General features: G+C 68.3%; 16 protein-coding genes and 1 tRNA gene. 16 read left to right on the top strand and 1 reads right to left on the bottom strand.

Annotated elements, in window-relative coordinates; genetic code table 11:
• Positions 1-4 precede the first annotated feature (4 nt).
• Positions 5-1,192, bottom strand: coding sequence for an MFS transporter (locus tag ACRDPN_RS07335; protein WP_431446728.1), 1,188 nt, complete (start codon positions 1,190-1,192; stop codon positions 5-7).
• Positions 1,193-1,220: 28 nt separating this feature from the next.
• Here ACRDPN_RS07335 and ACRDPN_RS07330 point away from each other — a divergent pair, with 28 nt between their 5' ends.
• From ACRDPN_RS07330 to ACRDPN_RS07255, 16 genes are all read left to right on the top strand, one after another.
• On the top strand, positions 1,221-1,988 hold the full coding sequence (locus tag ACRDPN_RS07330; protein WP_431446727.1) for a TIGR03936 family radical SAM-associated protein: 768 nt from the start codon (positions 1,221-1,223) through the stop codon (positions 1,986-1,988).
• Positions 1,989-2,159: 171 nt separating this feature from the next.
• On the top strand, positions 2,160-4,427 hold the full coding sequence (locus ACRDPN_RS07325) for an Rne/Rng family ribonuclease (protein ID WP_431446726.1): 2,268 nt from the start codon (positions 2,160-2,162) through the stop codon (positions 4,425-4,427).
• A gap of 97 nt (positions 4,428-4,524) precedes the next feature.
• A complete protein-coding gene (gene rplU, locus ACRDPN_RS07320; protein ID WP_431446725.1) occupies positions 4,525-4,830 on the top strand; it encodes a 50S ribosomal protein L21 in 306 nt (101 codons plus the stop codon).
• An 11-nt stretch (positions 4,831-4,841) separates the two neighbouring features.
• A complete protein-coding gene (rpmA, locus tag ACRDPN_RS07315; RefSeq protein WP_431446724.1) occupies positions 4,842-5,126 on the top strand; it encodes a 50S ribosomal protein L27 in 285 nt (94 codons plus the stop codon).
• Between the two features lie 81 nt (positions 5,127-5,207).
• Entirely contained in the window at positions 5,208-6,707 is a 1,500-nt protein-coding gene (obgE, locus tag ACRDPN_RS07310) for a GTPase ObgE (protein WP_431446723.1), read from the top strand.
• Positions 6,704-7,801, top strand: a complete 1,098-nt coding sequence (gene proB / locus ACRDPN_RS07305; RefSeq protein WP_431446722.1) for a glutamate 5-kinase — start codon at positions 6,704-6,706, stop codon at positions 7,799-7,801. The genes obgE and proB overlap by 4 nt, the downstream gene beginning before the upstream one ends.
• A 1-nt stretch (position 7,802) precedes the next feature.
• Complete coding sequence (locus tag ACRDPN_RS07300; protein WP_431446721.1) at positions 7,803-9,059, top strand: glutamate-5-semialdehyde dehydrogenase; 1,257 nt, start codon at positions 7,803-7,805, stop codon at positions 9,057-9,059.
• A 12-nt stretch (positions 9,060-9,071) separates the two neighbouring features.
• Positions 9,072-9,218 carry a hypothetical protein gene (locus ACRDPN_RS07295; protein ID WP_431446719.1) on the top strand — a complete coding sequence of 49 codons (147 nt, stop codon included), beginning with the start codon at positions 9,072-9,074 and terminating at the stop codon, positions 9,216-9,218.
• Between the two features lie 6 nt (positions 9,219-9,224).
• On the top strand, positions 9,225-9,845 hold the full coding sequence (nadD, locus tag ACRDPN_RS07290) for a nicotinate-nucleotide adenylyltransferase (protein ID WP_431446718.1): 621 nt from the start codon (positions 9,225-9,227) through the stop codon (positions 9,843-9,845).
• On the top strand, positions 9,842-10,195 hold the full coding sequence (rsfS, locus tag ACRDPN_RS07285; RefSeq protein WP_431446717.1) for a ribosome silencing factor: 354 nt from the start codon (positions 9,842-9,844) through the stop codon (positions 10,193-10,195). Before nadD ends, rsfS begins: the two co-directional genes overlap by 4 nt.
• Positions 10,192-10,869 (top strand): histidine phosphatase family protein, encoded by a 678-nt coding sequence (locus tag ACRDPN_RS07280; protein WP_431446716.1) that lies wholly within the window; start codon positions 10,192-10,194, stop codon positions 10,867-10,869. The genes rsfS and ACRDPN_RS07280 overlap by 4 nt, the downstream gene beginning before the upstream one ends.
• A gap of 31 nt (positions 10,870-10,900) precedes the next feature.
• Positions 10,901-10,973: transfer RNA gene (locus ACRDPN_RS07275), tRNA-Ala, on the top strand.
• 236 nt (positions 10,974-11,209) lie between these two features.
• Complete coding sequence (locus ACRDPN_RS07270) at positions 11,210-12,532, top strand: LPXTG cell wall anchor domain-containing protein (RefSeq protein ID WP_431446715.1); 1,323 nt, start codon at positions 11,210-11,212, stop codon at positions 12,530-12,532.
• A gap of 78 nt (positions 12,533-12,610) precedes the next feature.
• A complete protein-coding gene (locus ACRDPN_RS07265; RefSeq protein ID WP_431446714.1) occupies positions 12,611-13,183 on the top strand; it encodes a hypothetical protein in 573 nt (190 codons plus the stop codon).
• 40 nt (positions 13,184-13,223) lie between these two features.
• Positions 13,224-13,997: a DUF5819 family protein gene (locus ACRDPN_RS07260; RefSeq protein ID WP_431446712.1), complete on the top strand. Its 774-nt coding sequence runs from the start codon at positions 13,224-13,226 to the stop codon at positions 13,995-13,997.
• Positions 13,998-13,999: 2 nt separating this feature from the next.
• The gene (locus ACRDPN_RS07255) at positions 14,000-15,151 is read left to right on the top strand and encodes an HTTM domain-containing protein (RefSeq protein ID WP_431446711.1); all 1,152 of its coding nucleotides are present in this window, start codon (positions 14,000-14,002) and stop codon (positions 15,149-15,151) included.
• Positions 15,152-15,200 lie beyond the last annotated feature (49 nt).

Raw genomic sequence — 15,200 nt, 5'->3', positions numbered from 1 at the left:
GCGTTCACTGACTGAGCTCGTCCTCGAGGTACCGCTCGCGGTTGACGACGGTGCCGAACACCCCGATGAGGACCGCGCTCACCAGCAGGACAGCCACCGGCACCGTCCAGGTGCCGGTGGCTTCGTGCAGCAATCCGGTACCCAGCGGTCCGAGCCCGGCGATGACGTAGCCGACGCTCTGGGCGAAGCCCGACAGGGCCGCGGTGCCGTCAGGCGTGTGGGCACGTCGCCCGATCATCGTCAGTGTCCACGTGAAGGCGCAGCCACCGATCCCGAGCAGCACTGCCCACAGCCACGGCGCAGAGGCGGGAGCGACAAGGACGCCGGTCCAGCCGGCCATCGTGACCAGCGCGAACAACCACGGCAGGACCGGGCGGCTTCCCGCCCAGGCGATGAGCGCCGGGAGCGCCAGCGTCATGGGGATCCCGACCGCGCTGAGCAGACCTTGCATCGCCCCGGCGGCGCCCAACGACAGCCCGCCGTCGTGCAGCATCGCGGGGAACCAGCCGAACTGCGCGTACGCCTGCGCCGACTGCGCGCCGAAGCACAATGCCGTCGCCCAGGCGATCCTCGACCGCGTCAGCGTCCGCAGGGAAAGGGCCGACCGGTCGTTGTCCATGTGCAGGTCATGGCCCAGGAAGCGCAACCACGGGATGAGCGTGACCGCCGCGAGCAGGGCCCAAGCGCCGACGCCGAACCGCCAGCCGCCGTAGGCGTCGCCGAGCGGCACCGTGAGGACCGAACCGAGCGCTGCGCCGGTCATGAGCGCCGCGCCGTACAACGAGCTGATCAGGGGGATCCGGTCGGGATAGTGCACTTTCGCCAAGGCGGGCAGGATGACGTTGCCGACGGCTGCGCCGGCAAGCGAGACCACGGAGAGCGCGAGGAACGCGCCAGAGCTGTCGACGACCGCCCGCAGCGCCAGGCCGATCGTGGTGACCGTGAGCAGCACTGCCGTGGTGCGATGCAGCCCGATCGCGCGTACGACACCGTGCGACCCGCTGCCGAAGAACGCGAAGCAGAGGACGGGGAGGGCGGTGAGGACGCCGGCGACGCTCACGCTCATGTCGAGGTCGGCGCGCAGGGCGTCGAGCACGACCCCGACGCTGCCCACGGCCACCCGGAGGTTCAGCGCCAGGAGGACGATGGCCGTGCCGACGAGGAGACGTCCTGATCTGTCGGGTGTCGGCACCGCTCCATCTTCCCCATAGGCTCAACCGGTGAGCACGTTGGAGGGCACGCCGAACCCGGAGGCGCCGAACCCGCAGCTGCCGATCGTCCAGAAGCTGCGGATCCGGTACGCCAAGCGGGGCCGGCTGCGATTCACCAGTCACCGCGACTTCGCCCGTGCCTTCGAGCGGGCGGTGCGACGCGCCGGCGTGCCGATCGCGTTCTCGTCCGGGTACAGCCCGCACCCGAAGATCTCCTACGCCAATGCCTCGCCCACCGGGGCGGCGACGGAGGCCGAGTACCTCGAGATCGGCCTCACCCAGGAGTGCGACCCCGAGGCCGTCCGAGCTGATCTCGACGCCTCCCTGCCGCCGGGACTCGACATCCTCGAAACCGTCGTCGCCGCAGGCCAAGGCTCTCTCGCCGACCGGCTGCAGGCGAGCGAGTGGTCGATCGAGCTCGTCGGCGTGGACGTCGCGGCCGCATCGTCGGCGGTCGCGGCCTTCCTCGCGGCCGACGTCGTCGAGGTCGAACGCATGGGCAAGCGCGGGTTGCGCACGTTCGACGCCCGCGCCGACGTGCTTGCGCTCGAGGTCCGTTCGGTGAGCACCGGCCAGGAACCGTGTGCGATACTGAGGGTGGTCATCCGACATGACACACCGTCGGTACGACCGGACGACGTTCTCGCCGGACTCCGTTCCTGCGGAGGCTTGCAAGTCGAGCAGACGCCAGTGGCGACTCGCTCAGCCCAGGGCCCGCTTGATCAGAACACCGGCATGGTCGGCGATCCACTCGCCTTCGACCGCGACGCATCCTGACGGGTGTCGACCGCGGCGGGCGTGAGGTAAACCGTGTGACAGGCCTTGACCGTCGTCGCCCCCGATGCGCGTGGCGCGTCGGGCGACCGAAGGCTTAAGGCCCGCCGTGTGCGGGCCGCAGACGTACAGCCCCGGCCGGACGAGTTCCGGCGCGTGGGCGAAGGAGAGCAGATGCTCGACGACAACGAAACACCCACCGAATCAACTTCCACCCCGACCAGACGCCGCGCCGCCGGCCGGCCGGCCGGCCCTCCGGCCGCTCTGAGCACCGACATCTTCGCCCCACCAGCGGCGGAGAGCCAGCAGGCCAAGAAGACACCGGACAACCCGCCCGTCTCGGACAAGACCGACGACGAGGCCCAGGCGAAGAAGGCGCCTGCAAAGAAGGCGGCCAAGAAGGCACCCGCGAAGAAGGCCGAGGGCGACCAGTCGAAGAAGGCCGAGAACGACCCGCCCAAGAACGGGTCGGTGTTCCAGCCTCCCGAGATCAGCACCCAACCGGCGCGCGCCAAACCTGAGCCGTCGAAAGACAACGACGATCGCGGCCACGACTCTGACGACGGGGGCGATGACGGCCCCAAGCGCCGTCGCCGCAGCCGCGGCGGACGCCGTCGGCGCAAGGGAGACGACGGCGAGTCCGACTCCGCCGACACCAAGGACGATGACAACGGCGACTCGGACGGCTCTGACGGCGGTGGCGAGAGCAACGCCACCCGCCGGCGCCGCCGCCGGGCTCGCGCCGGTGAGGATGCCGCCAGCTCGCCCGACGACCCGAAGAACACCGTCGTCAAGGTGCGCGAGGGCCGCAGCGCCGAGGACGAGATCACTGGCCTCAGCGGCTCCACCCGCCTCGAGGCCAAGAAGCAGCGCCGACGCGAGGGCCGCGAGGCCGGCCGCCGTCGTGCGCCCATCGTCTCCGAGGCCGAGTTCCTGGCCCGCCGCGAGTCGGTCAAGCGTCAAATGGTCGTCCGCCAGCGCGACGACTACACGCAGATCGCCGTCCTCGAGGACTCCGTCCTGGTCGAGCACTACGTCGCCCGCGAGTCGCAGACGTCGCTGATCGGCAACGTCTACCTCGGCAAGGTCCAGAACGTCCTGCCGAGCATGGAGGCCGCGTTCATCGACATCGGCGCAGGGCGCAATGCCGTCCTCTACGCCGGCGAGGTCGACTGGAGCACCCTCGGCAACGGCAAGCAGCGCAAGATCGAGGACGCGCTCTCACCCGGCCAGACGGTGCTGGTGCAGGCCACCAAGGACCCGGTCGGCCAGAAGGGTCCCCGGCTCACCAGCCAGGTCAGTCTCCCCGGCCGCTTCCTGGTCTACGTGCCGCGCGGTCAGACCGCCGGCATCTCGCGCAAGCTGCCCGACATCGAGCGCACGCGCCTCAAGGCCCTGCTCAAGGAGGTGCTGCCCGACGATGCCGGGGTCATCGTGCGCACCGCTGCCGAAGGCGCGTCGGAGGAGCAGCTCACGCGCGACGTCACCGCTCTCACCGCTCGCTGGGAGGACATCGAGAAGAAGGTCGAGGCGGGCAAGGCACCCGAGCTGCTCTACGCCGAGCCCGACCTGATGATCAAGGTAGTCCGTGACCTCTTCAACGAGGACTTCACGTCCCTCGTGGTGCAGGGCGACGACGCGTGGGACAACATCTCCGGCTACGTCAATCACGTGGCCCCTGATCTGGCCGACCGCGCGCAGTGTTGGGACCCCGAGTCTGCGGAAGGCGGCTCGGACGTTTTCGACGAGCACCGCATCGACGAGCAGATCCACAAGGCCCTCGAGCGCAAGGTCTTCCTGCCCTCCGGAGGCTCGCTGGTCATCGACCGCACCGAGGCGATGACCGTCGTCGACGTCAACACCGGCAAGTTCACCGGCTCCGGTGGCAATCTCGAGGAGACGGTCACCAAGAACAATCTCGAGGCGGCGGAGGAGATGGTCCGTCAGCTCCGCTTGCGCGACATCGGCGGCATCATCGTCATCGACTTCATCGACATGGTCCTCGAGAGCAACCGCGACCTGGTCCTGCGCCGGCTCGTCGAGTGCCTCGGTCGTGACCGCACGCGTCACCAGGTGGCAGAGGTCACGTCGCTCGGTCTGGTCCAGATGACCCGCAAGCGCATCGGCACCGGCCTGCTGGAGTCGTTCAGCGCCGACTGCGAGCACTGCAAGGGCCGCGGGGTCGTCATCACGGCCGAACCGGTCGAGCCCAAAAAGGACGAGCCCCGCCGGGGGCGTCGCGGCGGTGGTGGTGGCGGTGGCGACAACGCCAAGGACGACAAGCCCGCCAAGAAGAAGTCGGCGGCGAAGAAGAGCCAGCCCAGGAAGAAGTCGGGCGAAAAGGTGGCCACCGACAAGAAGTCGGAGGAGAAGTCGGACGACCAGAAGTCCGACGACAAGGCCAACGAGCCCGTTTTGACCGACAAGGGGCAGGCTCCGTAGAATGGAACGTCGGCGTGATCTGCGCCGACCTCGTGTGCCCCAGGCACGCACCCGAATGAACCAAGACAGCTTCCGTACGACGAGTGAGGATCCCGTGGTGTACGCAATCGTGCGCAGTGGCGGCACGCAGCAGAAGGTGGCCGTCGGCGACGTCCTCGAGATCGACAAGGTCACGCAGGCGGAGGGCGAATCGCTCTCGCTGCCCGCGGTGCTGCTCGTCGACGGCGACACGGTGACCTCCGACGCCAAGGCGCTCGCCAAGGTCTCGGTCACCGCAGAGGTCCTGGGCCAGACCAAGGGTCCCAAGATCATCATCCAGAAGTTCAAGAACAAGACCGGCTACAAGGTGCGCCAAGGTCATCGCCAGAAGTACACCCAGGTCAAGATCACCGGAATCAAGTAGGAGTCCGACAGATGGCACACAAGAAGGGCGCGGCGTCCACCAGGAACGGACGCGACTCCAATTCCCAGCGGCTCGGCGTGAAGCGCTTCGGCGGCCAGACCGTCAACGCGGGCGAGATCATCGTGCGCCAGCGCGGCACCCACTTCCACCCGGGTACCAACGTTGGCCGTGGCGGCGACGACACCCTGTTCGCGCTGTCCGACGGAGCGGTCGAGTTCAGCTCCCGTCGTGGCCGCAAGGTCGTCAACATCGTCCCGGTCAAAGAAGTTTCGGCCCAAAAGGTTCCGGCTGAGTGACCGAGCGAACCCATTCTTCCCGAGAGGGGCGGTCCGCGTGAGCGGGCTGCCCCTCTCGTCTTTCTGAGCACAGGAGCAGTCGTGGCAGTACCCAGCTTCATCGATCAGGTGACGCTGCACGTCACGGGCGGCGACGGCGGGCACGGGGTCGCGTCGGTGCACCGCGAGAAGTTCAAGCCGCTCGGCGGACCGGACGGCGGAAACGGCGGGCACGGCGGCGACGTCATCCTGCGTGTGTCGGCCGACGTCACGACACTCATCGACTACCACCACGAGCCGCACCGCCAGGCCGGCAGCGGCAAGCCCGGAGCCGGGAGCAACAAGAGCGGCGGGCACGGAGACGATCTCCTGCTGACCGTGCCCGACGGCACCGTGGTGCGTGACGAGCACGGAGAGGTCCTGGCCGACCTCGTCGGGGCGGGCACCGAGGTCGTCATCGCCGCGGGAGGACGCGGGGGACTCGGCAACGCCGCGCTGGCCTCCAGCAAGCGCAAGGCCCCCGGATTCGCGCTCAAGGGTGAACCGGGCGAGCACCGCGTCATCACCCTCGAGCTCAAGGTGGTCGCCGACATCGGGCTCGTGGGCTTCCCGAGTGCCGGCAAGTCGAGCCTCATCGCCGCGCTGTCGCGCGCCCGGCCGAAGATCGCCGACTATCCGTTCACGACCCTCGTGCCGAACCTCGGCGTGGTCACGGCCGGCTCCACGACCTTCACCGCGGCCGACGTCCCCGGCCTCATCGAGGGCGCCAGCGAAGGCCGCGGGCTCGGTCACGACTTCCTCCGCCACGTCGAGCGCTGCGCGGCGCTCGTCCACGTCATCGACTGCGCCACGGCCGAGCCCGGCCGCGACCCGATCTCCGACCTCGACGTCATCGAGGGCGAGCTCAAGGCCTACTCGGCTGCCATGGGGGGTGAGCTGGACGACCGTCCGCGACTCGTCGCCCTCAACAAGGTCGACGTTCCCGACGCGCGCGAGATCGCCGGATTCGTCCGAGCCGACCTGGAGAGCCGCGGACTGGATGTCTACGAGGTGTCCGCCTCCAGCCATGCCGGTCTCCGCGAGCTGTCGTTCGCGATGGCCGAGATCGTGGCCGCCAAACGCGCCGCCACCCCTCGGGCCGAAGCCACGCGCATCGTGATCCGCCCTGCCGCCGAGCCCGGTGTCGGTGCCGAGTTCACCATCGTCGAGCGGGGCGGCCAGTGGATCGTGCGCGGCGTCAAGCCCGCGCGCTGGGTGCGCCAGACGGACTTCAGCAACGACGAGGCGGTCGGATTCCTCGCCGACCGTCTCAACCGGCTCGGTGTCGAGGCCCGGCTGCTCGAGCTGGGCGCCGATGCCGGCGACGACGTCCTCATCGGCGACGAGGATGACGCCGTGGTGTTCGACTTCGATCCGCAGATCACCGCTGGTGCCGAGATGCTCGGGCGCCGCGGCGAGGACCAGCGCCTCGACGACAGCGACCGCCGCACCAACCAGCAGCGCCGAGAGGAGCTCGCCGCCAAGCGGGCCTTCGAGGCCGAGGCGCGCGAAGTCCGCGGTTCCGATGAGCCGCTTGGCGACGGGGAGCAGGACGAGTCGTGAGCCGCGTCGTGGTGAAGGTGGGATCCTCCTCGCTCACCACCGAGTCGGGAGGACTCGACGGCGACCGCCTCGACGCACTCGTCGACGTCATGGCTGCCGCGCGCGCTCGGGGTGACGAAGTGGTGCTCGTCAGCTCCGGAGCCATCGCGGCCGGCCTGACGCCGCTCCAACTGGCGCGGCGTCCACGGGACCTCGCCAGCCAGCAGGCCGCCGCGAGCGTCGGTCAGGGAGCGCTGATCGCTCGCTACTCCGAGCGATTCTCCGTCCACGGGCTCGTGGTGGGGCAGGTGCTGCTCACCGTCGATGACGTCACCCGCCGTAGCCACTACCGCAACGCCTACCAGACCTTCGCGAAGCTGCGGGAGCTCGGAGTTGTGCCCGTCGTCAACGAGAACGACACCGTGGCCACCAGCGAGATCCGGTTCGGCGACAACGACCGGCTCGCCGCACTGGTCGCTCATCTCGTCCATGCCGACCTGCTGGTGCTACTGTCCGACGTGGACGGGCTCCACGACGGCCACCCCGACGAACCCGGCAGCCGTCTGATCGCCGAGGTACGCGGCGACGACGATCTCGAGGGTGTCGACGTCGCCCGCGTCAGTGCCTCCAAAGTCGGCACCGGCGGCATGGTCACCAAGATCGAGGCGGCTCGAATCGCCACCGAGGCGGGAATCCCGGTCGTGCTCACCGCCGCCGAACGGGCCGCTGACGCACTCGCCGGCGACGCCGTCGGCACCCGCTTCCTGCCCACCGGCCGGCGGCGTCCCACCCGTCTGCTGTGGCTCGCGCACGCCAGCGACACCCAAGGCGCGCTTCACGTCGACGACGGCGCCGTCCGCGCGCTCACGATGCGCAAGGCCTCTTTGCTGCCCGCCGGCATCACCGGTGTCACCGGCACGTTCAGCGCCGGCGACCCGGTCGGCATCGTCGCCGCCGACGGCACCGTGGTGGCCCGCGGGCTCGTCAACTACGACAGTGCCGAGCTGCCGCCAATGCTGGGCCGGTCGACGCGCGACCTCGCGGCAGAGCTCGGCGCCGACTACGAGCGAGAGGTCGTGCACCGTGACGACCTCGTCGTCGTCGCGAAAACCTAGGATGGACATCGTGAAGGAGCAGGTCCACGAAGCCGCCCGTCGGGCCCGGGCCGCCGCCACGAGCCTGGCCACCGCCCCGCGCGCCGCCAAGGACGCTGCGCTCCTGGCCGCCGCAGACGCGCTCGTCGCGGCCACCGACGACCTCCTCGACGCGAACGCGCTCGACGTCGAGATGGCTCGCGAGAGCGGCACGCCGAAGCACGTCATCGACCGTCTCGCCCTTGACGCCGACCGCGTCGCCGCGTTCGCCCAGGGGCTCCGTGACATCGCCGCACTGTCGGACCCGATCGGCGAGATCGTGCGCGGCTCGACACTGCCCAACGGTCTGAGGATTCAACAGGTCCGGGTACCGATCGGTGTCATCGGCATGATCTACGAAGGACGGCCCAACGTCACCGCCGACGCCGCGGGCATCTGCCTCAAGTCCGGCAATGCCGTGCTCCTGCGCGGCTCGTCTTCGGCCGCACAGTCCAACGCGGCGATCATCGCCGTCATGCGCGAGGCGATCGCGGCGGCGGGACTCCCGGCCGACGCGATCCAGCAGATCCCGGCCGCCGACCGATCATCGGCGCACCATCTCATGCAGGCGCGCGGGCTCGTCGATCTCGTCATCCCGCGCGGGGGAGCGGGGCTCATCCAGGCGGTCGTCGACCAGTCCAGCGTCCCGGTCATCGAGACCGGGGTCGGCAACTGCCACGTGTACGTCGACGCCGACGCCGACCTCGACATGGCCCTCGACATCGTGCTCAACTCCAAGACGCAGCGCACCAGCGTGTGCAATGCGGCCGAGTCGTTGCTCGTTCACAAGGCCGTGGCCGACGCGTTCGTGCCCCGGGTCGTCGCTGCGCTGCGCGACGCCGGTGTCACGATCCACGGCGACCCCGCTTTCGCGGCCGCCGACCCCGCGGTCGTCCCGGTCACCGACGAGGACCATGCCACCGAGTTCCTGGCACTGGAGATCTCCGCCGCAGTCGTGAAGTCGCTCGACGACGCCGTCGCGCACATCCGCCGGTTCTCATCGCACCACACGGAGGCCATCGTCACGTCGTCGCTCGGCGCGGCCCAGCAGTTCACCGCCGGAGTCGACGCCGCGGCCGTCATGATCAACGCCTCCACCCGGTTCACCGACGGCGCTGAGCTGGGCTTCGGCGCCGAGATCGGCATCTCCACTCAGAAGCTGCACGCCCGCGGACCGATGGGCCTCACCGAGATGACGACCACCACCTACGTCGTGACCGGAACCGGTCACACCCGCTGATAGATTGACGCCATGCTTTCGTTCCTCGTTGCGGCCGAAGAAGAGCACCTGCGCGACATCGGCATCCACCCCTACACGGTCGGTGTCATCTCCATCGTCATCCTCACGATCGCCATGCTCGTGCTGCTGTCGTTCGGCAAGGGCCGCGAGCACACCTGAGCACCCATGGTTGATGCCGGAACGCCGCGCCGGCGCGTCGGCGTCATGGGAGGCACGTTCGATCCCATCCACCACGGCCACCTCGTGGCAGCCAGCGAGGTCCAGGCGTGGTTCGGTCTCGACGAAGTGGTCTTCGTCCCCACCGGTGAGCCGTGGCAGAAGGTTCACCGGGAGGTCTCCGCGGCCGAGGACCGCTACCTCATGACCGTGGTCGCCACCGCGGCGAACCCCCGGTTCGCGGTCAGCCGGGCCGACATCGACCGAGACGGCCCCACCTACACGATCGACACGCTGCGTGACCTCGCCGCCGCCATGCCCGACTGCGATCTCTACTTCATCACCGGTGCCGACGCCATGGCGGCCATCTTCACGTGGCGCGACCATCAGGAGCTGTTCGAGCTCGCGCACTTCGTCGGCTGCACCCGGCCCGGCCACGAGATGGATCCGAGCACGCTCGAGGGCCTGCCCGGCGACCGCATCACCCTGGTGGAGATTCCCGCCCTCGCCATCTCGTCAACCGACTGCCGCAATCGGGTCGGCCAAGGCGAGCCGGTCTGGTATCTCGTGCCCGACGGCGTCGTCCAGTACATCGCCAAGCACGGTCTCTATCGGAAGGACCCATCGTGACTGCCGGCGCGCGAGCCATCGAGCTCACCCGGGCCGCGGCCGATGCGGCTTCCGACAAGCTCGCCCAGGACCTCCTCGCTTTCGACGTCTCCGAGCAGCTCGTCATCACCGACGTCTTCCTGCTCTGCTCGGCTGCCAACCCGCGGCAGGTGCGCGCGGTCCAGGACGCGGTCGAGGAGAAGCTGCTCGAGCTGGACGCCAAGCCGGTGCGACGCGAGGGGGAGCGCGAGAGCCGCTGGGTGCTGCTCGACTTCTCCGACGTCGTGGTGCACATCCAGCACGCCGACGAGCGGGCCTACTACGCTCTCGAGCGTCTCTGGAGCGACTGTCCTCTGGTCGAGCTCACATGAGCCGCCGGATCATCCTGTGGCGGCACGGGAGGACCGGGTGGAACCTGGCCGGCCGGGTCCAGGGACAGAGCGACGTCCCACTCGACGACGTCGGAGTGGAACAGGCGCGCGAGTCCGCCGCCCGGTTGGCCACGCTCGGGCCGACGCACATCCTGACCTCCGACCTGCGCCGAGCAGCAGACACCGCTGCGGCCCTCGGCGACCTCTGTGACGTCGAGGTCGAGCTGGACCCTCGCCTGCGCGAGATGAACTTCGGCGACCGTGAGGGGCTCACCTGGGCCGAGGCCTGGGAGCGGATGCCGGACGGGATGCAGGCGTGGGTCAGCGGCGACGAGTCGAAGATCCCCGGTAGTGAGACGCATGCCGAGGCCGGTGAACGGTTCGCCACGGCTCTTCGTGAGCACGTCACCCGCCTCGGAGAGGACCAGACACTCGTGGTGGTGGCGCATGGCGGTGTTGCGCGGGTCGGCGCCTGCTCGTTCCTGGAGTTCCCACCGGAGTCCTGGGGAGCGTTCGGAGGCCTCAACAACTGTGCGTGGTCAGTGCTCGAGGAGGAGCACTACGGGGGCCGAAAGCGGTGGAGGATCGTCGAGTGGAATGCGGGCACCTTGCCCGAGCCGGTCATGTCCGACGACGAGCGCCCCGGTTTGGGACAGACGTCCGCGAGCGGCTAAGATCGGTCACCGGTCTTCGGGCCGAATGTGCGGGGCTATGGCGCAGTTGGTAGCGCGCTTCCATGGCATGGAAGAGGTCAGGGGTTCGAATCCCCTTAGCTCCACTCGGCACGTGGTCAGGCTCAGTGATTCGGGGAGGAGCCTGCGACGGAGTCCTCTTAGCTCCACAAATCGAATCCTTTTGGCTCCACAATCTGCGGCGTTGCAGCCCATTCTGAGGCCGAGGAGAGAATTTCTCAGAAACTTCTCAGGATCGCGTAACCTTTCCGCTGACCTGCGGTTAGGCCCGGTAATTGGCTATCGCCCCGTCGGGGGGCGGCTCACTCCCGGGAGTCCGCACATGAAACGCAAGATATTCGCCCTGTCCCTCGCCATCGGGCTCGTCTTCGCACTCGCCGGAGCGCCGGCGTCGGCCGACGAACCGAGTCCCAACCCTGTCGGCGACATCGTCAAGAAGGTCACCGACTCCGTCAAGGCGCCGAGTGGGGACGTCAACTCGTCCGTCGACGCACCCGAACCGCCGGACTCCGACGATGACACCGATCCCAATGAGACCGAGAATCCGGTCGCTCCCGATCACGCGTCCACCAACGGTCTGGAGCTCAAGCTCGGAGAATTCTCGATTGTCGGGCTGAACAAGGACAACGCGACGATCAATGACGACAACACCACCACCGCCGATTCCAGCGCCCTGAGCCTCTTCGGGAACAAGATTCTCGGTTCGGAAGCGGAATCGGGCGGCGACACCTACGACTACGTCAGTCCGCCCGGGTTCCTCCTCGACATCATCTGTGCCGTCACCGGAGACAACGTCTGCCTGGAGGCGCTCTACTCCGAGTCCCACGCGACCGAGGACGACGACGAATCTCACTCACACGCCGCGAGCGGCGTCCTGAGCGCCTGCATCGGAGAAGGGTTTGCGGGCGGCCAGGAGGAGACGCCGATCTCCTCTGGTCAGAACGAGGCGAGCCAGGTCGAGTCCAGCAATGGCGAGCAGAGGCGGTGTGACGGCCTTCTCGGAGTCGGTGTGGCCGAGTCCTACGCTGAGTCGAATCGCGACAAGAACACCGGACAGACCACCGCCTACTCCGAATTTCTGGCCGCCGGCGTGTGTGTTCTGCCGGGATGCCAGATCCCAGTGGCGCTGTTGGGCTCGTACGGCGAAGCCGACTCGGGCAACTCGCCGTCGAGCGCTGACCGCGGCTCCTTCCTGCTGTTCCTGGGCCCGATCTTCATCGACGATCCCATCGGAATCAACGCGCTCCCGCTCCTTGCGATATTCCTGAACCAGGGTGAGACGTACCTGGGCGATGGTGTGGCCGGTACCGCGCAAGACGCCGTGAAGGTGTTCGTCCTGCCGGAGTTCTTGAACGTGTTCCTCGGAATCGGTCATACCGAGACGCTCGTCCACCGTGTCGACGACAACGACGACAACGACGACAACGACGACAACGGTGACAACGACGACAACGGTGACAACGACGACGGAGATACCGGAGACGGAGACGGCGAGGGCGACGACGACGGAAGCGACGACTCCGGCGGCGACCGGGCCCTGCCCGACACCGGCGGACCGGCAGCGGGCCTCCTGGCGCTCGGCTTGTTCGGCGTCGCAGCCGGCAGCGGCTTCATCGCCTTCGGCCGTCGTCGGAACGAGAGCTAGGCTCTTCGCAGAGCGTGACTCAACGATCAGGGCCGGTGACGTGTCACCGGCCCTGATCCTTTGCCCGAAGGAGAGATCGTGAACCTCCGCATGGTGATTCCCATCCAGATCGCCGTGATCGCCCTCGTTGCTGGGTTGTACTTCGTGTACGCAGCCGTGAGAGGCCCGTCCAGCAGCGACGAACCCGCCCCCTCATCGACGCTCGGGGCAGCGATGGCGACGATCGAGCCTCGGGTGTACTCCGACAAGGGTGGCTTCATGATCGGAGTGCCGGATGGCCTCACGGCGAAGAAGGACGGCAAGACCGTTTCGCTGCGCTCCTCGGACGGCACCTTGGTGGCCGTCGCCGGACCCATCGAACGCGGAACGCTGACGGCCAACAGCAAGACATTCATTCGATCCATGAAGGTGGCGTACACCAAGGTCCGTGTTCTCAGGTCCGAGGAACAGCAGGTTGACGGCCGGAAGGCGTTGGCGACGTATGGCCAGGCGGTGAATGCGAAAAAGGTTCGCATCCGGTTCGTCAACGTCGTGGTCAAGGCCCCCCAGCGCAACTTCGCGATCAACTCGTTCGCGGCGTTTGACACCAATCCAGCCATCGTCCTTCCGAAGGTGAATGCAATCGTCAGCGGGTTCTCGGTCCGGTTGTAGTCGCACCAGCGCACCACTCGCCCGTTGATACCGTGACCGCGTGCCGAGCCACGACCCGCCTGATGTCCCTTCAGCGGGCGGCTCGACCCGTCACGCGACCGACGTCCCGTCAGTCGGCAGGCGTGCGGTCGTGCTGGCGGTGGCGGTCGTCTTCACCGTCCACTCGATCCTCGTGATGCTGTGGGTGATGCCGTCCAACCCGATACGCGACGCGGTCGGCGATGATCGGGTCGAGGCCTACATCAACAACGGGTTCCTCCCGTTCGAGCAGAACTGGTCGGTGTTCGCGCCGACCCCGCGCCGAGCCGACGAGAACATCCAGGTGCGGGCGTATCTCGGCGAGAGCGGCACCACCACCGCGTGGTTCGACATCACGGCCGACGAGGGCGAACGCATCCGGTACCTCCCGAACCCGTCCCGCATCCACGCGGTGACCCGGCGGCTCGGCGCGGAGTTCAACGAGATGCTGGCGGAGTACACCGAGTCCCAGCGGGACCTCGTCGCGTCGGACACGCCGTCGCGCCGAACGTTGGCCGGTCGGCTCACCGACGACTACCTGCGCGTCGACGAGATGATCACGCGGTTCGGCACGATGTACGCGACCGCGCGCTGGGGCGACGGCGTCAGCATGGTGCAGTTCCGGGTCGGCCACCGCAGGGTTCCGGGCTTCGGCCAGCGAGACCGCAGCGAGCTCGGCGACGTCCCGTTCACGTACCGCAACATCGGTTGGCGCACGGCCCTGCGCGGGAATTCCCAGGCCCAGGCAGCCTTCGACGGCTACGTCGAACCGTCTGCGCGGAAGGTCGGAGGTTGATCGTGCGCTGGCTGTTCGAGGACAAGCATGCGCTGCACGGTTCAGCGGCCGCCCGGATCCTGTCCGGCTGCGCGGTGCTCGGGCTTCTCGTCAGCAATATCAGGTCCCGCGACATCGTCTTCGGTCCCGGCGCGGTCTGGGCTCGCCCGGTGCAGGACGGCCGCGTCGACAACACGCCGAACTACTGGTCGCCCGATCTGGTTGCACACCTCGGCAGCACGACATTCCTCCTGTACTACCTGGCGATCATCGTGCTGGCCCTGCTGTGGACGCTCGGGTGGCGCACCAGGATCGTCGGGCTGCTCATGCTTGTCGGCGTGGTGTCGATCGTCGAGCGCGCGCCGGTGGTGGGTGACCAAGGCGACAACATCCTGCGCGTCGGCCTCGTGCTGCTGCTGTTCATGCAGGCCGATGAGCACTGGTCGCTCGACGCCAGGCGACGGGCCAGTCGAGGCGGCGGCCGTGCGCGGCTACCGCTGTGGTTCACCAACGGCGTGCACAACGTCGCGCTCGCAGCCTTGGCCTGCCAGGTCATCCTGGTGTACTTCTGGGCCGGGATGGCCAAGGCGCGAGGCGATCTGTGGCAGCACGGCACAGCTCTGTACTACCCGCTCCAGCTGCAGGAGTTCCGGCCCTTTCCGCTGCTCAGCGACCTGTTCACCCACTCCGGGTCGGTCGTCGGCATCGCGACGTACGTCGTGATGATCGTCCAGCTCGGTTTCGGCTTCGCCCTGTTGCACCCGGTGTCGCGTCGCATCGTGATCGGTCTCGCGATCCTGCTGCACCTGTCGATCGCGGTGCTGATGGCGCTGCCGTGGTTCTCGTTGTCGATGCTCGCGTTCGATGCGATCTTCGTCAGCACGACCACGTACGTGGCGTTCGAGCGCTGGCTGCGGAGGCGCGGCTCAGCTCTGGTCGGTCGCGACCACGCGAGCCAGGCGTCGGCCGGAGAGCACGAGCAGGATCGCCGGGACGGTCAGCGCTCCGGCGGCCGCGGCGAGCGTCCCGTATCCCTGCCAGGCGACGACGAGGCCGGCGAGGAGCCCGCCGAGCGCACCCGCGAGGTTCAGGGCCAAGTCGCTGAAGCCCTGGACCGCCGGACGGACGCTCGCCTCGACCGAGGTGCTGAGCAGCGCGGAACCGGCGATGACTGATGCCGACCAACCGAGGCCGAGCAGGGTCAGGCCGATCGTGATCTGCAGG

The organism is Aeromicrobium sp. (assembly GCF_050700635.1).
Classification (GTDB): Bacteria; Actinomycetota; Actinomycetes; order Propionibacteriales; family Nocardioidaceae; genus Aeromicrobium.
The sequence above is the reverse complement of the archived record's forward strand: the minus strand, read 5'-3'. Positions and strand labels throughout refer to the sequence as shown.